This is a genomic window from Brevundimonas sp. GW456-12-10-14-LB3, from assembly GCF_059424365.1.
This window is the reverse complement of the sequence record NZ_JBWKZJ010000005.1, coordinates 60,967-83,399: the sequence shown is the minus strand read 5'-3', so window position 1 is coordinate 83,399 and position 22,433 is coordinate 60,967. Positions and strand designations below refer to the sequence as shown.

Genomic DNA, 22,433 nt, shown 5'->3' with positions numbered 1-22,433 from the left:
CGTCAGTGAAAGTCGCGCGACCCCGGCAAGATTCGGACGTCGCGCGGATGCCGGCCGGTCGGGCTGCGCGGGCCTTGCGGATATTTCACCGCATCCGCCCGCGACAGCTCGACCTCAAGGTCATAGTCCTCGGACAGCCGCCCCAGCTCGGCCGAACGATCGACGACCCGCCGGGCCATGAGGTGCAGCACGCCCTCGACGCTCTTCTCGACCGTGCCCTCCACCTCCATCAGCCGCGCGGCCATGACCTCGCGCCGGAAGGTTTCGAACAGCCGCGCCCACAGCAGGATGTTCACCACCCCGGTCTCGTCCTCCAGGGTCACGAAGATGGCGTTGCCCGTGCCGGGCCTCTGGCGCACCAGCACCACCCCCGCCGTCTTCACCAGCGCCCCGTGCCTCTTGGCGTAGACCGCCTCGGCGCTCAGCACCCGCTCGGCGTCGAACATCGGCCGCAGGATCTGCATCGGGTGCCCCTTCAGCGACAGGCGCGTCGTCTGATAGTCGGTGGCGATATGCTCCTTCAGCGGCATCAGCGGCAGGTTCGCCGCCGCCTCGACGCCCAGCTCCCGCGCCCGCGCCGCCTGGAACAGCGGCAGGGGCTCGTCGTCCGGCAAGCGTCTGACCGCCCACAACCCCTCGCGTCGATCCAGCCCCATCGATCGAAACGCGTCCGCATCCGCCAGCTTCCGCATCGCGGCCGCCTCCAGACCCGTCCGCCGCGCCATTTCCTCGACATCCGCGAAGGGCGCATCCCGCGCCGCGACGATCCGATCCGCCCAGACTTCCTTGAACCCGTCGATCTGCCGCATCCCCAAGCGTAAGGCCGGATAGTGCGGCCCCCGCGCCGTCGGCTCCAGCCTATTGTCCCAGAGGCTGTGGTTCACGTCGATCGCACGCACCTCGACCTTCTGCGGGCTCTCCTGCGCATCCCGCACCAGTTGGGCCGGGGCGTAGAAGCCCATCGGCTGGCTGTTCAGCAACGCACAGGCGAACACCGCCGGGTGATGACATTTGATCCAGGACGAGATGTAGACCAGCCTGGCGAACGACACCGCGTGGCTCTCGGGAAAGCCGTACGAACCAAAGCCCTTGATCTGCTCGAAACATCTTTGCGCGAAAGCGGGGTCGTAGCCGCGGGCGATCATCCGACCGACCATTCGCGCCTTGTACTTCCAGAGCGTCCCGTCGCCTCGAAAGGTGCCCATCGCCTTGCGCAGACCATTGGCCTCGGCCGAGGTGAACTCGGCCGCCACCATGGCGACCTTCATCGCCTGCTCCTGAAACAGGGGCACGCCCAGGGTCTTTTTGAGCACCTTCTTCAGTTCGTCCGGATCATGCGGCGGGCCGGGCCGGGCGTAGTCCGGCGCCTCCAGACCTTGGCGTCGACGCAGATAGGGATGCACCATGTCGCCCTGGATCGGCCCCGGCCGGACGATCGCCACCTGAATGGCCAGATCGTAGAAGGTCGCGGGTTTCAGCCTCGGCAGCATGTTGATCTGCGCCCGGCTCTCCACCTGAAAGACCCCGATGGACCGCCCTTCCTGAAGCATGCGGTAGACGGCCGGATCTTCGTCGGGAACCGTGTCCAGCCGCAGGTCCGCCACTCCCAGCGACCGCATCAGATCGAACGCCTTGGCGATACAGGTCAGCATCCCCAGCGCCAGAATATCGACCTTCATCAGACCCAGGGCGTCGATGTCGTCCTTGTCCCATTCGATGAAGGTCCGGTCCGGCATGGCCGCATTGCCGATGGGCACGACCTCGTCCAGCCGGTCCTGGGTCAGGACGAAGCCGCCGACATGCTGTGACAGGTGACGCGGGAAGCCCAGCAGCCGCCGCGTCATGGCGACGGCGCGCGCGATCTGCGGATTGGCGACTTCCAGTCCGGCCTGGGCGACGTGGCCTTCGGTCATGTCGCTGCCGAAACTGCCCCACTGACTGCCGGCCAGCCGCGCCGTCACATCCTCGGTCAGACCCAGGACCTTGCCGACCTCGCGAATGGCGCTGCGCGGTCGGTAACGGATGACCGTCGCCGCTATGCCCGCCCTGTGCCGCCCATACCGGTCGTAGATGTGCTGAATGATCTCCTCGCGCCGCTCATGTTCGAAATCGACGTCGATATCCGGCGGCTCGTTTCGATCGGCCGACAGGAAGCGTTCGAACAGAAGATCATGCTGGCCGGGATCGACCGAGGTGATCCCCAGCACATAGCAGACGGCCGAATTCGCCGCAGATCCTCGTCCCTGACACAGGATGCCCTTGTCGTTCGCGACCTGGACAATGTCGTGGATGGTCAGGAAATAGGGCGCCAGATCGCGCTCCCGGATGTAGGCGAGCTCCTTGTCGAGATCATCGCGCACCTTCTGAGGCGCACCCTGCGGATATTTCTGGTCCAGGTTTCGATCGACCAGGTGCGCCAGCCAGTCCTGTGACGACCACCCCGGCGGGATCGGCTCCTCGGGATAGTTGTAGCGAAGATCCTCAAGGTCGAACCTCACCCGCGCCAGCATATTCTGCGTCTCCGCCACCGCCTCTGGCGCATCGGCGAACAGGCGGACCATTTCCCGCGGCGGCTTCAGGCGGCGCTCGGCGTTCTCTTCCAGCCGTCGCCCTGCCGTTTCCAGAGTCACGCCTTCGCGGATACAGGTCAGGACATCCTGAAGGTCGCGCTGTCCGGCCTCATGATACAGGACGTCATTGACCGCCAGCAGGGTGGCGCCTGTCCGCTTCGCCATCGCCTTAAGCCGCGCCAGGCGGCGCCGGTCGTCGCCGGAACGGGTCATGGCCGCCCCCAGCCAGACCGCGCCCGGCGCCGCCGCGACCACTCGCGCCAGCACGGCCTCCAAGCCTTCCAGACGAGGCGGCGGCATGACGATCAGCAGCAATCCCTCGGGCGCCGCGCACAGGTCGTGCAGGTCGATCTCGCATTGACCTTTCCTGGCCCGGCTGTTGCCCAGGGTCAGCAGTCGACACAGGCGCGCCCAGCCTCGGCGATCCTCCGGATAGGCCAGAATGTCTGGCGCGCCGTCATTGAAGCGAAGCCGGGCGCCGAGAACCAGTTTGAAGGCCTGGGCGCGCTGCTTGACCCGGTCGCTGAGGGCCGGGTCGTTCATCGGATCCTCGACCCAGCCGACCTCGCCCGGACCGCCGCCCTCGCGCACCTTCTCTGGGGGAGACAACCCCTCCTCCCTTAAGGCCTTCAGCGCGCTCCACGCCCGGACCACCCCTGCCAGACTGTTGCGATCAGCCAGCCCCATGCCGGTATGGCCGAGCAGGATCGAAGCCAGCACCAGCTCCTTCGGATGCGACGCCCCTTCCAGAAAGGAGAAGTTGCTGCGCGTCACCAGCTCAGCATAGGGGGTCATGCGAAGATCCCGTGCAGGAACCAGCGCGGGGCCGGTTCCTCGCCGTAGAAGCCGGAACGGAACAGCCAGAAGCGCCGCCCCTCCTGGTCCTCGACCCGGTAATAGTCGCGCGTCGGCTCCTGGGGGGCCTGCAACCTGCGCCACCATTCGGGCGCGAGGCGTTCGGGCCCTTCGACCCGGACCAGCCGGTGGTCCACCCGCCGCCAGATGAAGCGGTTCGGCGGATGATCGGGCACTTCCGCCGTGGCCAGAACCGGCTGGGGCGGATCGAACATCTGCAACGGCCGCAGCGGCGGGTCGGCCGGGTCCGGTTCGGGCCAGGCGACGATCTCGGCCAGGGCATGTGCCGCCGGGCTCAGGCGGACGGCGCGTTCGGGCCAGTGCGACTCTATCGGCTCGAACCGGCTGACCGCCTCCGGTCCCAGGCGCGCCGTCAGCCGGTCGATCAGTCGCCCCAGATCTTCAGCGGTCGACGGGGCGGCCTCAAATCCCCTCTGGCGCGAGGCCAGGCGATCGGCGACCGTTACGGACAGACGCATCTGGTCGAAGCCGAAACCGGGCTCCAGTGGTCGCGCCAGATTGGCCAGCCGTTCGCGAAACAGGCGCAGCACAGCCGCCGCGTCGCGACTGGGGCGGCCCGTCCGCACGGTGATGTGGCGCACCTCTCCGTCCAGGCGGAAAAAGCCGGCCTGAAAGGCGCGCCCGCCCTGACCGCGCAGGTCCAGCCGGTCCATAGCCTCGACCAGCAGGTCGCCGATCACCGCCTCGACATCGGCTGTCTCCGTGATCGGCTCGACCAGAACCCGGTCGACGGAAATCAGAGGAACGGGGCGTTCGGGGCGGATGCGGACGTCTTCACGTCCCAACACCCGGTTCAGCCGCGTCGCCGCCGCCGTCCCGAACCGGGCGGCGATGGGCGCCGTGGGGCGATCCGCCAGATGCGCCAGGGTCTTCAGGCCCGCGCGCGACAGGGCCTGGATCTCCTTGTCCGACAGTTCCAGCGCCGCGACCGGCAAGCGACGCAGGGCCTGGTTCTGCGCCGCGCCCTGATAGATTCCGCCCCGCCCGAAGCGGGCCAGGGCCCGCGCCGCCTCAGGCGTGCCGGCCAGGGCCAGGCGCGTCGCCAGACCCACGCCCTCAGCCCGCGCCGCGACCGCCCGGACCAGTCCTTCTTCACCCCCGAACAGGTGGGCGCAACCGGTCACATCCAGCGCCAGGCCGTCCGGCCCGTCGGTCGCCGCCATCGGGGTGAAACGTCCGAAATCCAGCAGCACCCGTCTCAACAGGGCCGTGTCCGCCTCGGGCCGATGTGGCGCCACGCGGATATCCGGCGCCCGCGCCCGCGCGTCCGCCAGAGTCATGCCCGGCGACAGACCCAGGGCCAGGGCCGCGCCGTTGGCCGCCGCCAGGCGCAGCGCCCCCTTCACCTTCTCCACGAGCACGGTCGCAGCCTCAGCCGTGGCGTCTGAGCCCCTCTCCTCGCGCCGCAGTCGATCCGTCGGCAACAGAGGAAACCAAACCGCCAGATAGCGGCGGTCGTTGCTGTCCATGCCCGACATTCTGCCCGCCATTCTGGAAGACTCCGCGCTCACGATCCCACTCCATGATCCAGCTTCTCGGCTGCGCGCCCAGCCGATGTCGCAACAGTTCGACCGCATAGGTCGGATGGCCAGGGGCCTCCGCTTCCAGCGCCCGCGACAAAGCCCCCCTGATCCGCCACCGCGTTTCGGCTGCACTGGGCTGGGGCTGGGCCGCCAACCGGGTCAGGAGTGCAGTCGCCCGTCCCTGCCCTGCCGCCATCGACAGGCGACGCGTGGCGGTCAGGCTCAGCACCTTGCTCTCGCCCCAGGCTGTCAGCAGCACCGCTCCCACGGCTCCACCGGCCAGGGCTTCCTCTCCCGCCGCCAGCAGCTCCTTCGTCTCCTTGACCCGCACCAGCACCAGCCGGCCGGGATCCAGCCCCAGTTCGCGCAGGCCCGCCCCATAGATCCGCCCCGTCTCCAGTTCGGCCATGGCCTGGACCCCCCAGACCACAGGTCGATCGCCCGCCGTCCGGCGGACCAGTCCCAGAGCGAACCCCAGGGCCGCTGTCGCATCAGGCGTAGTCGCGGCGTAAACCTCGTGCAGCCCATGGGTCGCCAGCCCGCCTAGATGCCGGTCAGCCGCCTCCAGTCCGAGATCGAAGCGTGCGTCGTCCACTGGATGACCGGCTGCCTCCAGGGTTTTCAGATGTTGGCGCAGGGCTTCGATCTTGCGGTCGGACCGCACAATAGTTCTCCTTTTGTTCTCTTATATGCCTCTTTCAGGCCACGAGGAGTCAAGCGACCTCCAACTTGACCATGGGAATTTATTCCGCCTCAGCAGGCCGAAATAGCGAGAATACTTGACTTTGTCGGAGGGGCTTCTATATCGCCCCCAGCCTCGGGACAGGTCTGCGATCCGCGCCGCCCGCTCGCCCAAAGAGGGGCGGTTCCGTCGCTGCTATGCACGCAGACGCTTTTCGTCCCAAGGATTCATGACAGAATTTTCCCAACTGGGCCTTTCGCCCACGACCCTGCAAGCGGTCGCCGACACCGGCTATACGACCGCCACCCCCATTCAGGAACAGGCGATCCCCGTCGCCCTCGCCGGCCGCGACGTCCTGGGCATCGCCCAGACCGGGACGGGCAAGACCGCCGCCTTCACCCTGCCCCTGGTCGAGCGCCTGGCCTCGGGCCGCGCCCGTGCCCGGATGCCGCGCGCCATCGTGCTGGCCCCGACCCGCGAACTGGCCGACCAGGTCGCCGAGAGCTTCGCCAAATACGCCAAGGGCACCAAGCTGAGCTGGGTGCTGCTGATCGGCGGCGTCTCCATGGGCGACCAGGTGGCGGCGCTGAACAAGGGCGTCGACGTCCTGATCGCCACTCCGGGCCGCCTGCTCGACCTGTTCGAACGCGGCAAGATGCTGCTGACGGGCGTCGAGATCATGGTCGTCGATGAAGCCGACCGGATGCTCGACATGGGCTTCATCCCCGACATCGAACGGATCTTCAAACTGACGCCGCCGCGTCGCCAGACCCTGTTCTTCTCGGCCACCATGCCGCCGGAGATCACCCGCCTGACGACCGCCTTCCTCAAGGATCCGACCCGGATCGAGGTCTCGCGTCCCGCCCAGACCGCCGACACCATCACCCAATATCTGGTTCGCATCCCCACCAGCGACCCCAAGGCCAAGCGCACCGCTCTGCGGGCCCTGATCGAGCGGTCGGACGTCAAGAACGGCATCGTCTTCTGCAACCGCAAGTCGGAAGTCGATATCGTCGCCAAGTCGCTGAAGACTCATGGCTTCGACGCCGCCCCCATCCATGGCGACCTGGATCAGTCGCACCGGATGAAGACCCTGGCCGACTTCCGTTCGGGGGCGCTGAAGATTCTGGTGGCGTCCGACGTCGCCGCGCGCGGTCTGGACATTCCCGACGTCAGCCACGTCTTCAACTACGACGTCTCGCACCACGCCGACGACTATGTGCACCGCATCGGCCGCACGGGCCGGGCCGGCCGTCTGGGACAGGCCTTCATGATCGTGACCCCGGCCGACGACAAGTCGCTGGATAAGGTGCTCAAGCTGATCAAGAAGGAGCCGGAGGAGTTGGTCCTGGACGGCGTCGATTTCGACACGACCAAGAAGCCCGCCCAGCGCGATGACAAGGGCGGACGCGAAAGAACCGGCCGCGGTGGGACGCGATCAACGGACAAGACGGAACAGGCCGTCGTGGCGTCTGCGGAAATCCCGACCGAAGCGCAGACCGCCGAGGCTCCGGCCCGCTCTCGCAGCCGCCGCAAGACCAAGCCGGAGGCCGCGCCTCCGCCAGCGGTCGAGGCGACCCTCTCCGAGCCGGTTTCTGTCGATTCGGATCGTCCCGCCCGTGCGGAACGCGAGCCTCAACTGCGCCAGTCCGATCGCCGCGGCGAACGCCGGCCGGAGGAGCGCGAGCGGACCGGGGTCAAGGGTTTCGGCGACGACATACCCGCCTTCCTACGCCGACCGGTGATCATTCACGGCTGATCCCCGCTGATTTACGCCCTCTCCCCGTCTGCTGTTTACCCGGTGTTACGGATAGACATCTAATGTCCTGCGAAACTCTAGAAGGGGGTTGGAGCGTAGAATGACGGCCGAGCTGGAGACGACGGTCAGAGGGCCTCAGGCTTACGCCTTCGCGCACCATGTCATCGACGAGATGGAAAAGGCCGGCGTCTGGCCGACCCGACTGAACTTCGAGCTCTGGCTTCATTACCTTGACGACCGCGAGAGCCCGCTCGCCTGCGAGATCGACCGGCTCCTGGCCGCGTCGGCAATCATATCGGACGAGGTGTCCGAGCGGCTCGCCGCAGAATTCCTGCCGCGCGGCCGCTTGTCGGAGCAGATTCGCGACGCCGGCGCCGTGCTGGACCGGGAACTGGCCAGCGTCGCCAACGCCATCGCCAAGGCCCATAAGACCCAGGCGGACTATGGCGACACCCTGGCGGATGCGTCCAACACTATTGAAGCCGCCGGCGCCGCCTCGCCGCTGAAAGCGCTGGTCGGCGGCCTGTCGACGGCGACCAAACGCGCGCGGCGCGAAACCGCCGTCCTGGAAAAGCGGCTGGAGACCTCCAACAAGGAAATCGCGCGACTACGCGAGCATCTGGAAGAGGTCCGGCGCGAAGCGATGACCGACGCCCTGACCAGCCTGGCCAACCGCAAGGCCTTCGACGAGCGGTTGGAACAGTCCTGTGCGTCTGGCGATGCGCCGCTGATCCTGGCGATCATCGACATCGACCACTTCAAACGGTTCAACGACACTTGGGGCCATCAGACGGGCGACCAGGTTTTGCGCTATGTCTCGACCGTCCTGTCTCGCTTCAGCGGCGGAAACCGTTTCGTCGCCCGCTTCGGCGGTGAAGAGTTCGCCATCCTTTTCCCCGGCGAGGGTGCGGGGACGGTTCTGGCGGCGCTGGAGACCATCCGTGAAGAGGTCGCGTCCCGAGCCTTGCGGCGCCGCTCGACCAACGACGATCTGGGCAAGGTGACGCTTTCGGCCGGCTTTGCCGACTATCGGCCGGGAGAAAGCCCCGCCGCCCTTCTGGAGCGCGCGGACGCGGCGCTTTACGCCTCCAAGCGCGGGGGTCGCAATCGCGTCACGCGGGCGCCCGCCCTCGAAAACGCGGCTTGAGGGCATGACATCGCGGCCAGCTGCGCAATAATCGATCCATGCGCAGCTTTTCATTCAACGTCGCCTACTGGATTCTCTCGATCGCCTATGGCTTGGCCGCCGCCTTCGCGGCGCTTGCCCCCGGGCGGGGCCCGACTGGCTGGGTCATCCGCCGCTACGTCCGACGCATGGTGCAGGCCATGGCCCTCTTCGCCGGCATCCGCCTGGACGTGCGGGGCAAGGAACGGCTGCCAGAAGGCGCCTTCATCATCGCCTCCAAGCACCAGAGCTGGGGCGACGGCTTCGCGACCTATGATCAGTTCGACGATCTGGCTTTCGTCACCGGCGACCACCTGGAAAAATTTCCCCTGCTCGGCGGCGTTCTGAAAAAGCTTGGGGCGATCGTGGTCAACAGTTGCGGCGGCCACGAAGCGCGCCAGGCGCTCGCAACCCGCGCCGCCCAGGCCAGGGCTGAAAACCGCAAGATCCTGATCTATCCTGAAGGTCACCTCGCCCCGGTCGGACAGAAATACCGCTATCGCTCAGGTGTCTGGCATATGTATCGCGACTTCGACATGCCGGTCGTGCCGCTGGCCACCAACCTCGGCCTCTTCTGGCCCGAAGAGAAGTACGAGAAGCATCCAGGCACGGCCACGCTCGAGTTTCTGGACCCCATTCCAGTCGGCCTGGACAAGGACGAGTTCCTGGCGCGCCTGGAAGCCGTGATCGAAGCGCGCACGGCCGAGCTGGTGGCAGAGGCCACAGGCGCCCCCCTGTCGCCGGCGGTGCTGGTCGATACGCCCGCCTAGAGGTCCAGCAACAGGCGCAGACGGTTCTTGGCAAGTTGTCGTCGTTTTCGAACCAGTTCGCGACTGATGTTCAGATGGGCGGCGATCCGATCATCCCCCCAATCGTCCAGGTGAAGCCGCAAGGGTTCGACCAGTGCGGCCGGCAGGGCGTTCATGGCCTTGCCCCAGGCGGCGTCTCGCTCTTGTTGCGACAGGGCCTCTTCCGGCGACGGCGCCGCCCTGACCCAGGCCGCCGCAGTCGGCGGCGGCAGATCGGCGTCCCCTGTCTGTATAGGGATTCGGTTGGCGTTCTGGCGATGCAGGTCCATGCAGGTGTTGTGCAGTATACGCACCAGCCAAGCTCGGGGATTCTCCACCGGTTGCCGCTGAAAAGCCTGGGCGGCCCGCACCATGGCGGCGCTCAGCGCATCCTCGGCGTCGGCGCGATTTCCGCCGGACAGACGAAGACTTCTCTGCCGCAGGGCTGTCTGATGCGCCATCCAGATGGCCCAGAACCGATCCATGGAGGCCGGCCGCTCCAGGGATCGAGCGATGACCTCCGTCGGCGTCAGCGGCGAAGCGGCGCGCCGCCCTCCGGCCGCCCTGGCCAGAACATCGACCGGCGAAGGCTGGGCCGGCTGTAATCCCCGACGCAAGCCTCGTTCGGTTCGGGCCGGCGACTTGGCGATCTGTTCGATCTCCAGGGTTTCCTTTTCTGGAAACAGGCGGACAACATTCATCTTCCCGACCCCTCTGTCCCATCGGGTTGACGTCGGGCGCCGACGCGCCGATCCGACCTTGGCGGAGAAGCGCCGCCCGCCGTCTATGCGACGTCGCCGCCCCATCACCCCCGTGAATACAACTTAAACGGGTTTCCCGGAGTTTTGTGAAGCGTGCGATCCAAATTCGAGGGAAATCAGATCAGCTGTGCGTCGCCTCGGCCGATAGAGCCGCGCCCTCTTCTGCCTCGGCCGCGCGCGCCAGCATCGCGCAGATGGCGAGATCCAGCTGTCGCGTCACCTCCTGCGCAATGATCGCCCGTAAGGTATCGACGATCTCGCGACTCACCTGGGCGGACGGCCCAAGCGCGGCGCGACGCATCTCCTCCGGCATGGCCGCCAAGCGCTGGTCCGCAACGGCCTTCCTCAACTGTTCGCGTTGATCGGCGAAACTGTCGACGACCTGGTGCTTCTGCGCCGACACAGCGTCATACAGATGCTGGCCCGCCCCTTCCGTCACGAGGTCTTGTCCTTACCGGCGGCGGGCAGGCCCAGGGCGCGCTCGACCTGTCCCTTCAGCTGGTTGATCATCTCCTCGCTGAACTTGGCCACCTGACCGGCCGCCGGATCTTGCAGCTTCAGAAGATCCGGCAGCTGAGCGCTGGCCAGGTTGAACATTTCGATCACCATCTGTTGCGCCGCCAGAACAATGGGATCGCGCGCCGGCGCCGGGGCGGCGCCCGGCTCGACGCCGGCGTCATCGTTCGTCATGGGGCGCCTCAGTCCTTGTCGGCGGACGCCGGGACGAAGGTGGTCTTGGCGACCAGTTCGCCGTCCTCAATATCGGTCAGCAGGCCCTTGGCCTTGACCATCAGCTTGGCGGCCCATGAGGCGTAGGGGTCGTCGAGAAGCGGCTCCTGCATCTGATAGAGGATGGCCACGACCGTTTCCGACGCGCGGCGCAGGTCCAGGTAGCGTTCCTGGCTGGCGGCGAAGGACGGTCGCAACAAGCCGTCGCCGGCCTCCTCGCTCCAGTCTTCCATTGCGCGCTGCGTCTCCCATTCCAGGGCTTCCGCTTCCTGAATCACGGCCTGGGCGTCGCTCTTTGCGGACAGGGTCAGTCGGCTCACGATAGTCTCCTTTGTATGGCTTCAGTTCTTGGGGAAGCTCTCGACGGCCTTGGTGACGGACTCCGCCGCCAGACCGGCTGCGATGGGGGCGGCGAACGCGCTGACCAGGGCCATGGCATAGGCGACCAGCGCCGGTTCGTTCAGGCCGCCGGAGGCCAGCATCATCGCCATCGCCTTGCCTTGGACGGTGGTGCTGATCGACATCACATTGCGCTGGTAATCGGCCGCGTCCTGAACCGCCAAGGCTGCGGCCTGGGTGGCCTTGTCATAGGCTATGGCCCCGCCGGCCGAGACGCGGCTGGCGCTGGACGGCGTGCCCGCCTCCAGGGGCGCAAAGCCCATGGCCCAGTTGGTCGAGGTCTGGACGGCGTCCTTGATCTGGCTGTTGACGGCGGGTTCGCTCACGGCGCGGCTGCTTTCGTTTCAGGAGGGCCCGGCGCTATTTGTGCGCGGCGTTCATGATCATGGTGACGGCGCTTGAGGTGACGGCGTTGCCGATCTGCTGCAGCCCGCCCTGCGCCTGCTGAGCGTTCTGCATGGCCAGGGAAATGGAGTGAGCCATGCTCTGATAGACCAGGGCCATGGACTGGGCGGGCGCCTCGCCCAGCACCTTGACGTTGGTCTGGGTGACGGCGTCGGTGACCTGAGAATTGACGGGCGTATCGGCGGCCATGGTTCAGATCCTGACAAATCTAGAGTTTCAGCATTTTCAGAGCGACGAGCAGCATCACGGCGGTCTCCAAAGTGTTCGAAGCCGGCGGGCGCGCCGCAACGCGAGCGGTGGCCGCCGCCGAGACGAGGCCGCCCATCTCATAGACCTGCATCACCCCCTGGTTGGTCGCCGCCTGGGCGCAGATGGAGGCCTGGCGCTGGGCTTGAACCGCATTTTGGAAGACGATGGCCGTCGAATGGGCAGCGCTCTGGTAGATCGAGCCCATGGCCACCGTCGAAGCGGAGCCCAGAACCATCATGTTCTGTTGCGTCACCGCATCGGTGATTCGGCTGTTGACGGCGAGTGAATAGGCCATGCCTCAGGCCACCGGGATTTCGAGAATCTTGGCGATCAGGGCGCCGACCGCCGCATTGTTGATCTGCTGCATGCCGCCCTGGGCCTGGCTGGCGTTCTCCACCGACAAGCTGGTGGCGTGGGCCACCGCCTGAACGGCGATCGCGACAGCCTCCGCCGGACCTTCGCCCAGAACCTTGACGTTGGTTTGGGTCACGGCATCGGTGATCTGCGCATTGACGGTGTCGGTCATAAGCCTTCCCCCTCTTTCAGATGCTCAGGTGACGACGGGCGCGCCGTACATGGGCGACGGCGCCTGAGCATGGGTCTGCGAAACGGCGCGGACGCCCATGTCCGCCCCGCGGGCGGCGCGCATCGGCTGCATCTCGGCCAGGCTGGTCGCCAGCTGCCGCAGTTGCAGGGTCGACAGTTCGGCCGCGTGTTGGCTGGACGCCGCCAGGCGCGCGGCGAAGGCGTCGGCCGAGGCCATGATGGTGATCAGGCTGGCGTTGCAGACCCCCGCCCCGCCGCACAGCACCAGAAGGTCATCCCGGCAGGCGGCCGAACCCCGCAGGTCCGGCGATCGCGTCTCCTCCTGCGTCATTCGAACGGCTCCTCTCGACGCGGATTGATGTCTGGCCAGGGCACGAAGGACGGCTTGTCCATCAGGGCGTTGACGCAGTTCATCGTCGCCACCATGCCCAGGATGTTGGTCGTCTGCTGATGGGCCACGGCGTTGTGGTACATCAGCCCGCTGGCCTGATTGGCGGCGACCAAACTCTGCATCGCCGCAAAGCTGGGACCCGAGCCGATGACCGTCAGCAAGGTGCTGGCCACCGAATCGGCGATCGGCGCGGTGGCCGGATTGCGGCTGAGCTCCAGGGCGAGCTTGAGGATGTCCTCATAGTCGCCGAGGTTGGGCGAGCCCTTGTCGGCGCCGCCGCTCTTGTTGCTGGCCTCGGACACGTCGTCCTCCCAAGGGTGGCGCGGCGGGCGCCGGGGCCCGACCGCAACGATGGCGGATTACGACAGTCGACGCTCGCCGGCCGCGTCGCCCGTCAGCCGATCTCAGACCTGGGTGGCGCGCAGGGCCGTGAGCAGCGACAGCAGGTTGTCGGGGGTGTCCGACTGGCTGATCTTGCTGGCCGCCACGGCGCCGGCCATGGTGTCCACGCTGTAGATCTGGATCACGCCCTGGTTGGTCGCGGCCTGTCCGGCGATCGCCAGCTGCTGCTGCGAGGAGGCGGCGTTCTCGTAGAGAATGCCGGTCGAGTGGGCGAGCGACTGGTAGATCGCGCCCATGGCCATGGCCGGGGCGTCGCCCAGAACCTTGACGTTGGCCTGGGTGACGGCGTCGGTGATCATGCCGTTGACGGGAGTGGGAAGCGCCATGTCTCAAATCCTTCTTTCAGTGCGAGGGTGAAGCGTCAGGAGACGCCGGCGCCGGGGCCGACGGCGCGCAGGGCGGTCAGCAGGGACAGCATATTGTCGGGGGTGTCGGACTGGGCGATCTTCGAGGTCGCCACGGCCCCGGCCATGGTGTCCACGCTGTAGATCTGGATGACGCCCTGGTTGGTGGCGGCCTGCGCCGCGATCGCCAGCTGCTGCTGCGACGAAGCGGCGTTTTCGTACAGAATGCCCGTGGAATGGGCCAGCGACTGGTAGATCGCGCCCATGGCCATGGCCGGGGCGTCGCCCAGGACCTTCACATTGGCCTGGGTTACAGCGTCGGTGATCTGACCGTTCACCGGAGTTGGAATAGCCATCAGTTCTCTCCTTACCCGTTGGATCGAGGCCCGTTTTGAGGAAGGTCGCCTTGCCCCGCTGAAGCGCGACCTCACGGCCTTGACGATTGAGCGCTCAAGTCGTGAACCACCTTCAGTTGATTTTCTCGCCCTGAGGCTGGCCGATTGAAAATACCCGCCCAAGTTTCACAGGACGCCGTCGGCCACGTCGGGTGTGCGGGACGCCACCGCTCGCGTCGCAGTCTTCCGGGGCGCGGCTCTGACGCGGGAGTGGTGGGCCAGACCGTGCAATCGGGACCGGGAGCATCCCATCATGTCGAGAGCGCTCAACCTGTTGTTGCTCGGTCGTATGGTCGAAGGCCGTTCGGTCCGTCCCTCAGCCACCGCGCCCTTCTCCGGCGTCGCCAGACCGGCGAGCGCCAATGCGGAAGCGACACCTATGCCGATCTCCACCGCCAACTTCATGGATCTGGTCACCCAATGGGCCAGCGCCAACGTCAATCGAATCCGCCTGGTCTGGCCGCTCGCCGGCGGTTGGGAGGCCTGGGCCCAGGCCGAAATCGCCGGCCACATCAACGCCAATGTCCAGGACGCCTGGATCGAGCGCGAAGCCTATGTCTATCCCGACCGGGCGCGCGCCGACTTCCTGGTCAACAACCCTTTCGAAAACCCGTCCTCGGACGAGATTGTGGTCGAGATGAAGTGCGAGTCGCTCCGCAACTGGGCCGGCTTCATCGACGGCCTGCGGTACGACACCTGGAAGCTGAACGGTCCGATGCGGCTGGGGCTGGGGGGCGCCAGGAAGATCTCGCTCGGCCTGTTTTTCTCTCCGGAATCGGAAGAGCAGCTCGCCATGCTGACCGGATATGAGATCCGCTACACGCCCCATCGCGAGATCGGCATCGCCTTCCTCGTCGCCTGAACCGCGTCAAGCCTGGGATCTGGAGCGACGCTCCAGATCCTACAGCCGGCCCGCCTCGCCCAGCTTGTCCAGCATCCACACCCGCGCCGGCGGCAGGGGCCGGTTCTGCGGGTGGAAGACGAACTGCTCCAGGAAATGCCCGGTCAGATCGAAGCCCGCCTTGACGTCGCCCTCGTCCACGCCGGCCTGGGCGCCCAGCATGAAGGGCGGCAGGGCCAGCATCTTGTCGGCATAGGGGGCGCCGGCCGCGCGGCTGACGGCGCGGCCTGTGCGGGGGCTGACATAGATCAGGTCGTCCGTGACGCCGGTCGCCGCACATTTCGACAGATCCAGCCCGAAGCCCAGGTCCTCCAGCAGCCCCGCCTCGAACCGGACGAAGACCGCCGGCCAGACCTCGGGCCAGGCGAAGGCCGCCATCAGGGCCTCAAAGGCCAGGAAGACGCCCGGATGCGGCTCGCGCTCCGGCAGGGCGCCCTGGGCCACGCCCGCCGCCGCCGCCAGGCCGGTCAGGGCCAGGGCGTCGTCGAACAGGGCGCTCGGCCCCTCTCCCACCGGCTCTAGCCGCGCTGCGCCCAGATGATCCGAGGTTCGGGCCCGATAGTCGGCCACAACCCGCGCTCCCGCTTGCAGAAACGGCCGCATCTTCCGCGACGCCCCGCCCGCCACATAGGCCGCGCGCCGCCCATGGGTCTCGGTCAGCAGATCCACCACGGCGCCGGTGTCGCCATGGCTGCGCGCCGACAGGACGAAGGCCTCTTCGTGGAAATCCATCAGTCGGCGGCGTCGGACTTGATGAGCGCGACCACCGCCCGCGCACGGTCGTTCGGCACGGTGAAGCTGAGCACATATTGCTCGATCTTCCACTCGCCTTCAGGACTGGTCCGCCGCAGCAGGCCGGATCCCCGCAGGGCGCCGTAGCTGTCGTTGTCCAGCTTCTCGTCGAACCAGGCCACGTCGCCCGACACGATCAGAGTGCGGTCATAGGGCCGATAGGTCCAGCCCTGGCCGCGGGCGAACACCGGCTCGGCGTAGGCTTTGAACGCGGCAATATCCCAATGTTCCGAAGCGTCGGTCCCCACGAACCGGGCGGTGTCGCTGAACTGGGCGAAGTAGGTCGCCCCGTCCGCCTGCGCCGCAGCCTGGTGCATCCGGTCCAGGGGCGCGGCCGCTGCGTCCGCATCCCCTTTCGTGGTCACGCCGATACTGTCGCTCCCCGCCGCCGGCGCCGGCGGCGGGGGCGGCGCGGCTTGAAGGGCGAGGACGGCGAACAGGGCGATGATCATGCCGCCCGTTCTAGTCCTGTTCTCAGCTTTCGGGAACGGGGTAGGTGTCGGGCCTCAGAACCCGGGCCAGGGCCAGCAGATTGCGCGCGGCGTTTCGGCCCACCCGATCGGAATAGTCATGGCCCTGATCCGTCTCGACATAGTCGGGACCGGCGCCCGGCCCCAGGTGCCAGTAGGTCCAGCTCTGCGCCGGCATGGTGAAGCCCATGTCGATCAGGGCCTGGGACACGGTGGCGACGATATGGTGCGCGCCGTCCTCATTGCCGGTGATGACGATGCCGCCCACCTTGCCGAAGGCGACGGGCCGGCCGCTGTCGTCCGTTTCCCCGAACAGGGCATCCATCCGCTCCAGGGCCCTCATACAGACGCTCGACATCTGGCCGACCCAGGTCGGGGTGGCGAAGACGACGATGTCGGCCGCCATAATCTTGGCGTGAACCGAGGGCCAGTCGTCGCCTTCGCCCTCGTCCGTCCTCACGCCCGGCTTGAGGTTCAGATCCACCAGCCGGACCAGCTCGACCTCGGCGCCGCCCTTTTCCAGCTCCGCGATCACCACCCGGGCGAGGGCCTCGGTGCTGGACGTCTGGGGCGAAGGTTTCAGGGTGCAGTTCAGAACGAGCGCTCTCATGGGGATCCTTTCCGTCGTTTTCTGGCAAACCGGCGGGGCCTTGAGGCGTTCCATCGAGGCGTGGCGGGTTTGACGAAGATCAGGGACGCCTGGGCCGATCTAGACCAAGGTCGAATGGATCGCCTTCAAGGCGCCGCCTAACCGAGACGCTGAAGGCCCTCCCCGGCCGTAACCCTGAAGAGTTCATGTCGCGCATCCGTTGTTCGTCCCTGCGTTCCAAGCTTATGTCGGCCGAAGACGCCGCCGCCCTGATCCCTCCAGGCTCCACGGTGGGCATGAGCGGCTTCACCGGCTCCGGCTATCCCAAGCTTGTCCCCCCGGCCCTGGCCCGGCGGATCGAGGCGGCGCATGACGCGGGCTCCCCCTTCCGGCTGAACCTGTGGACCGGCGCCTCTACCGGACCCGAGCTGGACGGCGCCCTGGCCAAGGCCGACGGCATCGAACGGCGCCTGCCCTACAACTCCGACCCCATCGCCCGCGAGAAGATCAACTCCGGCCAGATGGACTATCTGGACATGCACCTCAGCCACCTGGCCCCCATGGTCTGGCAAGGCGTGCTGGGCAGCCTCGACACGGCCGTGATCGAGGTTTCGGCCATCAAGGAGGACGGCTCCCTGGTCCCCTCCTCGTCGATCGGCAACAACAAGACCTGGCTGGACCGGGCCGAGCGCGTGATCCTCGAGGTCAACGCCTGGCAGAACCCCGCCCTGGAGGGGATGCACGACATCTATTACGGCACCGCCCTGCCGCCCAATCGGGTGCCCATCCCCCTGACCCGCCCCGACCAGCTGATCGGCCAGCCGACCCTGCGCTGCGACCCGGACAAGATCGTCGCCATCGTCGAGACCGAGGCGCCGGACCGCAATCTGCCCTTCGCCGCCCCGGACGCCAACGCCCGCGCCATCGCCGGCCATCTGATCGAATTCCTCAAACATGAGGTGAGGGTGGGCCGCCTGCCCGCCGGCCTGTTGCCGCTCCAGTCGGGCGTCGGCAATGTCGCCAACGCCGTCCTGGCGGGCCTGATGGACAGTCCGTTCGAGCGGATGGCCGCCTATACGGAGGTCATCCAGGACGGCATGCTGGACCTGCTGGACGCCGGAAAGCTGACCGTCGCCTCCGCCACCGCCTTCTCCCTCAGCCCTGAGGCGGCGGCCGATCTCAACAGCCGGATGGAGCAGTTCCGCGGCAAGATCATCCTGCGCCCCCAGGAAATCTCCAACCACCCCGAACTGATCCGCCGCCTGGGCTGTATCGCCATGAACGGCCTGATCGAGGCCGACATCTACGGCAACGTCAACTCGACCCAGGTCATGGGCTCGCGCATCCAGAACGGCATCGGCGGTTCGGGCGACTTCTCGCGCAACGCCTTCATCTCGTGTTTTGTGACGCCGTCGACGGCCAAGGGCGGCGCCATCTCGGCCATCGTCCCCATGGCCAGCCACGTCGACCACATCACCCAGGACGTCCAGGTCATCGTCACCGAACAGGGCCTGGCGGACCTGCGCGGCCTGTCGCCGAAACAGCGCGCCCGGCTGATCATCGCCCAGTGCGCCCACCCCAGGTACCGCGACGGACTGACCGACTATTTCGATCGCGCGCTGAAGGGCTCCTACGGTCTCCAGTCGCCGCATCTGCTGAACGAGGCCCTGTCCTGGCATCAGCGCTATATCGACACCGGGTCCATGCTTGCGGCCTGAGGAAGCGGGTCGGATCACTTCCGTTCGCTCCTGAATACGGCGGCGCAAGCCTTGGCGCCCCGCGCCGGTCCGTTTAACGGGAGCGGACGCTTTAAGGACAGCCTCAGATGAGGCTAGCGGTGCAGGGTCGTGGGGAAGTCACGGCCCAGGGCTTCGGCCATCGCCTGCTGGCTGATCAGGAAGACCTGATCCCGAAGGTGATAGTTGTTCGACAGCACGATCACCGTCACATCGGCGTCGGGTTGGTACAGCATCAGGTTGCGGAATCCGCCCCAGCTGCCGGTGTGGTAGATCTGGCGATCCTGGAAGCTTGGCCGAACCTGATCGCCCAGCCGGTTCGCGAAGATGCCGTAGCCCCAGTCGCGGCGTGGATGGCCCCGCTCCATCGGCGTATCGGCAGGGGCGTGGTCGGCGAGCATCTGCTGATAGCTGGACGGCTTCAGCAGACCGCCGCGGTGCAACGCCCTCTGCCAGACCAGCAGATCGTCCAGCGTCGAATAGACCGCGCCCGCCCCCGCGACGATGGAGGTGTTGGCGTTCGGCTGGGCCGCCAGTCCGCCGGGGAAGTTGGCGTACCCCATAATCAGCCCGTGGTCGCCGCCGTCCAGGTCCAGCCCGCTGTCCTTCATGCCCAGGGGGCCGAAGAAGGTGTCGTGCATATAGGCTTCATACGGCCGTCCGCTGGCCTTCTCGACAATCGCCGCCGCCAGGTTGAAGCCTGCATTGTCGTACCGGACCTTGGTCCCTGGCGGGAATTGCAGGCCGAACCGCTTCGAATCCTCGGTCAGCTCGTCCAGGGTCGCCGGCGTCGTGCGCCTCATGCCCCAGCCCGGTCGCGCCATCAGGTCCGGTATGCCCGAGGTGTGCGACAGCAGATGGCTGATCCGCACCGGCTCCCACGCCTGGGGACAGGGCTGGATCCATTTGCAGACGGGATCCGAGACGCTCAGCCGCCCCTCGTCCTGCAGATGCAGAATAGCCGCCGCCGTGAACTGTTTGGAGATCGAGGCCAGCCGGAACCGGGAGTCCAGCTTCAGCGCCTGGTCCTGCCCATAGTTCGCCTTGCCGTAGACCTGACGGAACAGAACCCGGTCGCCCCTGGCCACCAGAACCCCGCCCATGAACCGACCGGCGGCGGCCTCGCGATCCAGCCGCGCGGCCAGCCGAGGCAGGTCCTCGACCACGACCAGCGGCGGGCGCGGCGGCGTCTCGGGCGAAGCGGCGGCGCGCGCTGCGTCGCTGACGGGCCTTACCGCTGTGGAGAATCCGGCCCAGACGGCGCCGCCGAGGATCAGCGCCCCCAGGACGCCCAGGACGAGCCGGGGATGCCCCCCCGGGGTACGCGGCACTTCAAACACGGGCGCTCAGACGTCGAAATCCAGACCGAACTGGGCGTAGAGCGCCCGCGAATCCTGCCACTTCGGATCGACCTTCACCGTCAGGAACAGGTGGACCTGGCGGCCCAGAATCTCGTTCAGCTCCTCACGCGCCTTCTGGCCGATCCATTTCAGGGTCTGGCCGCCCTTGCCCAAAACGATGGGGCGCTGGCTCTCGCGCTCGACATAGATGGTCTGTTCGATGCGGGCCGAGCCGTCGGCCCGCTCCTCGAAACTGGTCGTCTCCACCGCCGCCGAATAGGGCAGTTCCTCATGGACCCGCAGATAGACCTTCTCGCGCGTGATCTCGGCCGCCAGAACCCGCACCGGCACGTCCGCCGCCTGGTCCTCGGGATAGAGCCACGGCCCCTTGGGCATTGACCGCGCCAGCCTTTGCTTCAGGTCCTCGACCCCGTCGCCGTTGGCGGCGGAGATCATATAGACTTCCTCATAGACGCCGCTCTCGAAGAGCTTCTGCGACAGGCCCAGCAGGGTGTCGCGCCGCATGCCGTCGATCTTGTTCAGGGCCAGGATGACCTTGGTTCCGGTCGCCTTGAGATTGGCGATGATGGTCTCGGTGTCCTCGGCCGAGCGCCGATCCGCCGCCGTGCCTTCGCGACCTTCGGCGTTGATGTGGGACTGGGCGTCGATCAGATGCACCACCACGTCCGCATCCTCGGCGCCGCCCCAGGCCGAGGCGACCATGGCCCGATCCAGACGTCGGCGCGGGGTGAAGATGCCGGGGGTGTCCACCAGCACGATCTGGGCGTCGCCTTCCATGGCGATGCCGCGCACCGGGAACCGCGTGGTCTGCACCTTCTGGGTGACGATGGAGACCTTGGACCCGGTCAGCCGGTTGACCAGCGTGGACTTGCCCGCGTTCGGGGCGCCGATGATGGCGGCGAAGCCCGCCCGCTGGTTTTCAATATCGGTCAAATGACGCCTTCACGTTTCAAAAGGGCCGTTGCGGCCGCCTTCTCCGCCTCCTGACGCGAACGCCCCTGCGCGGTCAAGGGCTCCACGCCTTCAACGGACACCTCGACGGTGAAAGTCGGTGCATGATCCGAACCCGTCCGATCTGCGATGCGATAGGTCGGCAGGGGCCGACCCAGCCCCTGGGCCCATTCCTGCAAGGCCGACTTGGGATTGGTCACGGTTCGCGACGGGGGCGCTGCAAATTCCGACGCCCAAGCCTTGTCGAACACCGTCCGGGCCGCCTCGAGACCGCCGTCCAGATAGACGGCCGCCAGAATGGCCTCGACCGCATCGGCGATGACCCCGGCCTTGCGGCGGCCGCCCGTCTTGGTCTCGCCCGGCGAGAGCCGCATCGCCGGGCCGACGCCCAGGGCTTCGCCCACACGGGCGCAGGCGGTCTTGTCGACCAGGGCGTGCAGGCTGGACGACAGCTGCCCTTCGTCCGCGGTCGGATAATCCCGCGACAGCTTGTCCGCCACCAGCAGGCCCAGAACCCGGTCGCCCAGGAACTCCAGCCGCTCGTTGTGCTTGGGCCCATGGACGCCGACCGGCGCGCCCTCGCCCACGCTGGCGTGGGTCAGGGCGCGATCCAGCAGGGCCTTGTCCCGGAAATGATGGCCGAGCTGCGCCTCAAGCGCCGCGACCGCCTCGGCCCGCGTATTCGCCATCAGTGCAGAACGTCGAAGAACCGATCGAGCCGCACATTGCCCCAGGTCCAGGGCTTGAACAGCGAGGCGCCCGGCTTCCACGAGAACAGGATGATCTGCGCCTTGCCGACCAGGTTCTCGGCCGGGACCATGCCCACGCCGCTGGACTGTTCGACGCGGCTGTCGATCGAGTTGTCGCGGTTGTCGCCCATCATGAAATAGTGACCGGCCGGCACCTCATAGACGGGGGTGTCGTCCAGATCGTTGCCCGGGCCGAAGTCCTGGGTCATGAAGCTCTTGCCGTTGGGCAGGGTCTCGCGAACCTCGGTGACGGGGCGCGGGCCGAAGATGTCGTTGATCTCCTGCTGGCTGACCACGACGTCCTGAACAGGTTTATCGTTGATATACAGCTTGTTGGCGATCATCTGGATCCGATCGCCCGGCAAGCCGATCACGCGCTTGATGAAGTCGGTCTTGTCGTCGCGCGGCAGTTTGAACACGACGATGTCGCCCCGCTTGGGCGCCGACCCCAAGATCCTGCCGTCGAACAGCGGCGGGCTGAACGGGATCGAATGTCTCGAATAGCCGTAGGACCATTTCGACACGACGATATAGTCGCCCTCATACAGGTTCGGCTCCATCGAGGCCGATGGAATGGTGAAGGGCTGGAACAGGAAGATCCGCAGCACCATGGCGATCAGCAGGGCGAAGACGACCGTCTTGACGATTTCCATCGTCTCGTCCCCGGCCCCGCCGCCCTGTTTGGCCTTGGAAGACTTGTCCGCCTTTTGCGCCGCAGGCGCCGGCGCGTCCTCGAAGGGGGCGTCGCCGTCGTCGCTCCAAACCGGCCGCTTTGCGGCGACCGGCGTCGTCGAGGTCATCGGCTCGACAGGCGCCTCCGCAGGCTTCTCCGCCTTGTCGCCCTCAGTCCAGACATAGACGTCGCCCGCCGAGGCGGCACCCGCAGCATCGCTCGTGTTC

At 66.9% G+C, this 22,433-nt stretch carries 27 protein-coding genes; 5 read left to right on the top strand and 22 right to left on the bottom strand.

Annotation, left to right across the window (positions count from 1 at the left end; genetic code table 11):
* Window positions 1–2: 2 nt before the first annotated feature.
* The 3 genes from AC07XS_RS04055 to AC07XS_RS04045 are packed head-to-tail and all read right to left on the bottom strand — an operon-like array spanning window position 3 to window position 5,633.
* Window positions 3–3,365: an error-prone DNA polymerase gene (locus tag AC07XS_RS04055; protein WP_182713594.1), complete on the bottom strand. Its 3,363-nt coding sequence runs from the start codon at window positions 3,363–3,365 to the stop codon at window positions 3–5.
* Window positions 3,362–4,915 carry a DNA polymerase Y family protein gene (locus AC07XS_RS04050; protein ID WP_321207953.1) on the bottom strand — a complete coding sequence of 518 codons (1,554 nt, stop codon included), beginning with the start codon at window positions 4,913–4,915 and terminating at the stop codon, window positions 3,362–3,364. The genes AC07XS_RS04055 and AC07XS_RS04050 overlap by 4 nt, the downstream gene beginning before the upstream one ends.
* The gene (locus AC07XS_RS04045; RefSeq protein WP_182713595.1) at window positions 4,818–5,633 is read right to left on the bottom strand and encodes a hypothetical protein; all 816 of its coding nucleotides are present in this window, start codon (window positions 5,631–5,633) and stop codon (window positions 4,818–4,820) included. Before AC07XS_RS04045 ends, AC07XS_RS04050 begins: the two co-directional genes overlap by 98 nt.
* A gap of 247 nt (window positions 5,634–5,880) precedes the next feature.
* Between AC07XS_RS04045 and AC07XS_RS04040 the strand changes: the two genes are divergently transcribed.
* The 3 genes from AC07XS_RS04040 to AC07XS_RS04030 all read left to right on the top strand — a co-directional run bounded on the left by AC07XS_RS04040 (window position 5,881) and on the right by AC07XS_RS04030 (window position 9,345).
* Window positions 5,881–7,410, top strand: a complete 1,530-nt coding sequence (locus tag AC07XS_RS04040) for a DEAD/DEAH box helicase (protein WP_182713596.1) — start codon at window positions 5,881–5,883, stop codon at window positions 7,408–7,410.
* Between the two features lie 100 nt (window positions 7,411–7,510).
* Entirely contained in the window at window positions 7,511–8,557 is a 1,047-nt protein-coding gene (locus AC07XS_RS04035; protein WP_054765747.1) for a GGDEF domain-containing protein, read from the top strand.
* A gap of 38 nt (window positions 8,558–8,595) precedes the next feature.
* Window positions 8,596–9,345 carry a lysophospholipid acyltransferase family protein gene (locus AC07XS_RS04030; protein WP_054765746.1) on the top strand — a complete coding sequence of 250 codons (750 nt, stop codon included), beginning with the start codon at window positions 8,596–8,598 and terminating at the stop codon, window positions 9,343–9,345.
* Here the strand turns inward: AC07XS_RS04030 and AC07XS_RS04025 are convergent.
* The 12 genes from AC07XS_RS04025 to AC07XS_RS03970 all read right to left on the bottom strand — a co-directional run bounded on the left by AC07XS_RS04025 (window position 9,342) and on the right by AC07XS_RS03970 (window position 13,945).
* Window positions 9,342–10,064: a sigma-70 family RNA polymerase sigma factor gene (locus AC07XS_RS04025; protein ID WP_182713597.1), complete on the bottom strand. Its 723-nt coding sequence runs from the start codon at window positions 10,062–10,064 to the stop codon at window positions 9,342–9,344. The two genes, AC07XS_RS04030 and AC07XS_RS04025, sit on opposite strands and share 4 nt — an antisense overlap.
* Before the next feature lie 181 nt (window positions 10,065–10,245).
* Window positions 10,246–10,563, bottom strand: coding sequence for a hypothetical protein (locus tag AC07XS_RS04020; RefSeq protein ID WP_182713598.1), 318 nt, complete (start codon window positions 10,561–10,563; stop codon window positions 10,246–10,248).
* On the bottom strand, window positions 10,560–10,814 hold the full coding sequence (locus AC07XS_RS04015) for a hypothetical protein (protein WP_182713599.1): 255 nt from the start codon (window positions 10,812–10,814) through the stop codon (window positions 10,560–10,562). The genes AC07XS_RS04020 and AC07XS_RS04015 overlap by 4 nt, the downstream gene beginning before the upstream one ends.
* Window positions 10,815–10,822: 8 nt before the next feature.
* Entirely contained in the window at window positions 10,823–11,173 is a 351-nt protein-coding gene (locus AC07XS_RS04010) for a hypothetical protein (protein ID WP_182713600.1), read from the bottom strand.
* A 21-nt stretch (window positions 11,174–11,194) separates the two neighbouring features.
* On the bottom strand, window positions 11,195–11,578 hold the full coding sequence (locus AC07XS_RS04005) for a hypothetical protein (RefSeq protein ID WP_182713601.1): 384 nt from the start codon (window positions 11,576–11,578) through the stop codon (window positions 11,195–11,197).
* Window positions 11,579–11,612: 34 nt separating this feature from the next.
* Entirely contained in the window at window positions 11,613–11,846 is a 234-nt protein-coding gene (locus tag AC07XS_RS04000; protein WP_054765740.1) for a RebB family R body protein, read from the bottom strand.
* Between the two features lie 19 nt (window positions 11,847–11,865).
* Window positions 11,866–12,201, bottom strand: coding sequence for a RebB family R body protein (locus AC07XS_RS03995; RefSeq protein WP_054765739.1), 336 nt, complete (start codon window positions 12,199–12,201; stop codon window positions 11,866–11,868).
* A 3-nt stretch (window positions 12,202–12,204) separates the two neighbouring features.
* Entirely contained in the window at window positions 12,205–12,432 is a 228-nt protein-coding gene (locus AC07XS_RS03990) for a RebB family R body protein (RefSeq protein ID WP_054765738.1), read from the bottom strand.
* Between the two features lie 24 nt (window positions 12,433–12,456).
* A complete protein-coding gene (locus AC07XS_RS03985) occupies window positions 12,457–12,783 on the bottom strand; it encodes a hypothetical protein (RefSeq protein WP_182713602.1) in 327 nt (108 codons plus the stop codon).
* Window positions 12,780–13,145 carry a RebB family R body protein gene (locus tag AC07XS_RS03980; protein WP_054765736.1) on the bottom strand — a complete coding sequence of 122 codons (366 nt, stop codon included), beginning with the start codon at window positions 13,143–13,145 and terminating at the stop codon, window positions 12,780–12,782. The genes AC07XS_RS03985 and AC07XS_RS03980 overlap by 4 nt, the downstream gene beginning before the upstream one ends.
* Before the next feature lie 102 nt (window positions 13,146–13,247).
* Window positions 13,248–13,571, bottom strand: coding sequence for a RebB family R body protein (locus tag AC07XS_RS03975; RefSeq protein ID WP_152950248.1), 324 nt, complete (start codon window positions 13,569–13,571; stop codon window positions 13,248–13,250).
* Window positions 13,572–13,606: 35 nt separating this feature from the next.
* A complete protein-coding gene (locus AC07XS_RS03970; RefSeq protein ID WP_054765734.1) occupies window positions 13,607–13,945 on the bottom strand; it encodes a RebB family R body protein in 339 nt (112 codons plus the stop codon).
* Between the two features lie 292 nt (window positions 13,946–14,237).
* Here AC07XS_RS03970 and AC07XS_RS03965 point away from each other — a divergent pair, with 292 nt between their 5' ends.
* Window positions 14,238–14,846 carry a hypothetical protein gene (locus AC07XS_RS03965; RefSeq protein WP_152950246.1) on the top strand — a complete coding sequence of 203 codons (609 nt, stop codon included), beginning with the start codon at window positions 14,238–14,240 and terminating at the stop codon, window positions 14,844–14,846.
* A gap of 39 nt (window positions 14,847–14,885) precedes the next feature.
* Here the strand turns inward: AC07XS_RS03965 and recO are convergent, their stop codons facing one another.
* Genes recO through AC07XS_RS03950 form a run of 3 tightly spaced genes read right to left on the bottom strand, consistent with a single transcriptional unit; the run spans window position 14,886 to window position 16,757 of the window.
* Window positions 14,886–15,617 (bottom strand): DNA repair protein RecO, encoded by a 732-nt coding sequence (recO, locus tag AC07XS_RS03960; RefSeq protein ID WP_054765732.1) that lies wholly within the window; start codon window positions 15,615–15,617, stop codon window positions 14,886–14,888.
* Complete coding sequence (locus AC07XS_RS03955; RefSeq protein ID WP_182713603.1) at window positions 15,617–16,129, bottom strand: nuclear transport factor 2 family protein; 513 nt, start codon at window positions 16,127–16,129, stop codon at window positions 15,617–15,619. Before AC07XS_RS03955 ends, recO begins: the two co-directional genes overlap by 1 nt.
* 22 nt (window positions 16,130–16,151) lie before the next feature.
* Window positions 16,152–16,757, bottom strand: a complete 606-nt coding sequence (locus AC07XS_RS03950; protein ID WP_054765731.1) for a flavodoxin family protein — start codon at window positions 16,755–16,757, stop codon at window positions 16,152–16,154.
* 185 nt (window positions 16,758–16,942) lie between these two features.
* Between AC07XS_RS03950 and scpC the strand changes: the two genes are divergently transcribed.
* The gene (scpC, locus tag AC07XS_RS03945; protein WP_182713604.1) at window positions 16,943–18,454 is read left to right on the top strand and encodes a succinyl-CoA:acetate CoA-transferase ScpC; all 1,512 of its coding nucleotides are present in this window, start codon (window positions 16,943–16,945) and stop codon (window positions 18,452–18,454) included.
* A 113-nt stretch (window positions 18,455–18,567) separates the two neighbouring features.
* Here scpC and AC07XS_RS03940 read toward each other — a convergent pair whose 3' ends face one another.
* Genes AC07XS_RS03940 through lepB form a run of 4 tightly spaced genes read right to left on the bottom strand, consistent with a single transcriptional unit; the run spans window position 18,568 to window position 22,186 of the window.
* The gene (locus AC07XS_RS03940) at window positions 18,568–19,803 is read right to left on the bottom strand and encodes a serine hydrolase domain-containing protein (protein WP_321207954.1); all 1,236 of its coding nucleotides are present in this window, start codon (window positions 19,801–19,803) and stop codon (window positions 18,568–18,570) included.
* A gap of 15 nt (window positions 19,804–19,818) precedes the next feature.
* Entirely contained in the window at window positions 19,819–20,766 is a 948-nt protein-coding gene (gene era, locus AC07XS_RS03935) for a GTPase Era (RefSeq protein WP_054765728.1), read from the bottom strand.
* Complete coding sequence (gene rnc / locus AC07XS_RS03930; protein ID WP_054765727.1) at window positions 20,763–21,473, bottom strand: ribonuclease III; 711 nt, start codon at window positions 21,471–21,473, stop codon at window positions 20,763–20,765. Before rnc ends, era begins: the two co-directional genes overlap by 4 nt.
* Window positions 21,473–22,186 (bottom strand): signal peptidase I, encoded by a 714-nt coding sequence (lepB, locus tag AC07XS_RS03925; RefSeq protein WP_224764416.1) that lies wholly within the window; start codon window positions 22,184–22,186, stop codon window positions 21,473–21,475. Before lepB ends, rnc begins: the two co-directional genes overlap by 1 nt.
* Between the last annotated feature and the right edge of the window lie 247 nt (window positions 22,187–22,433).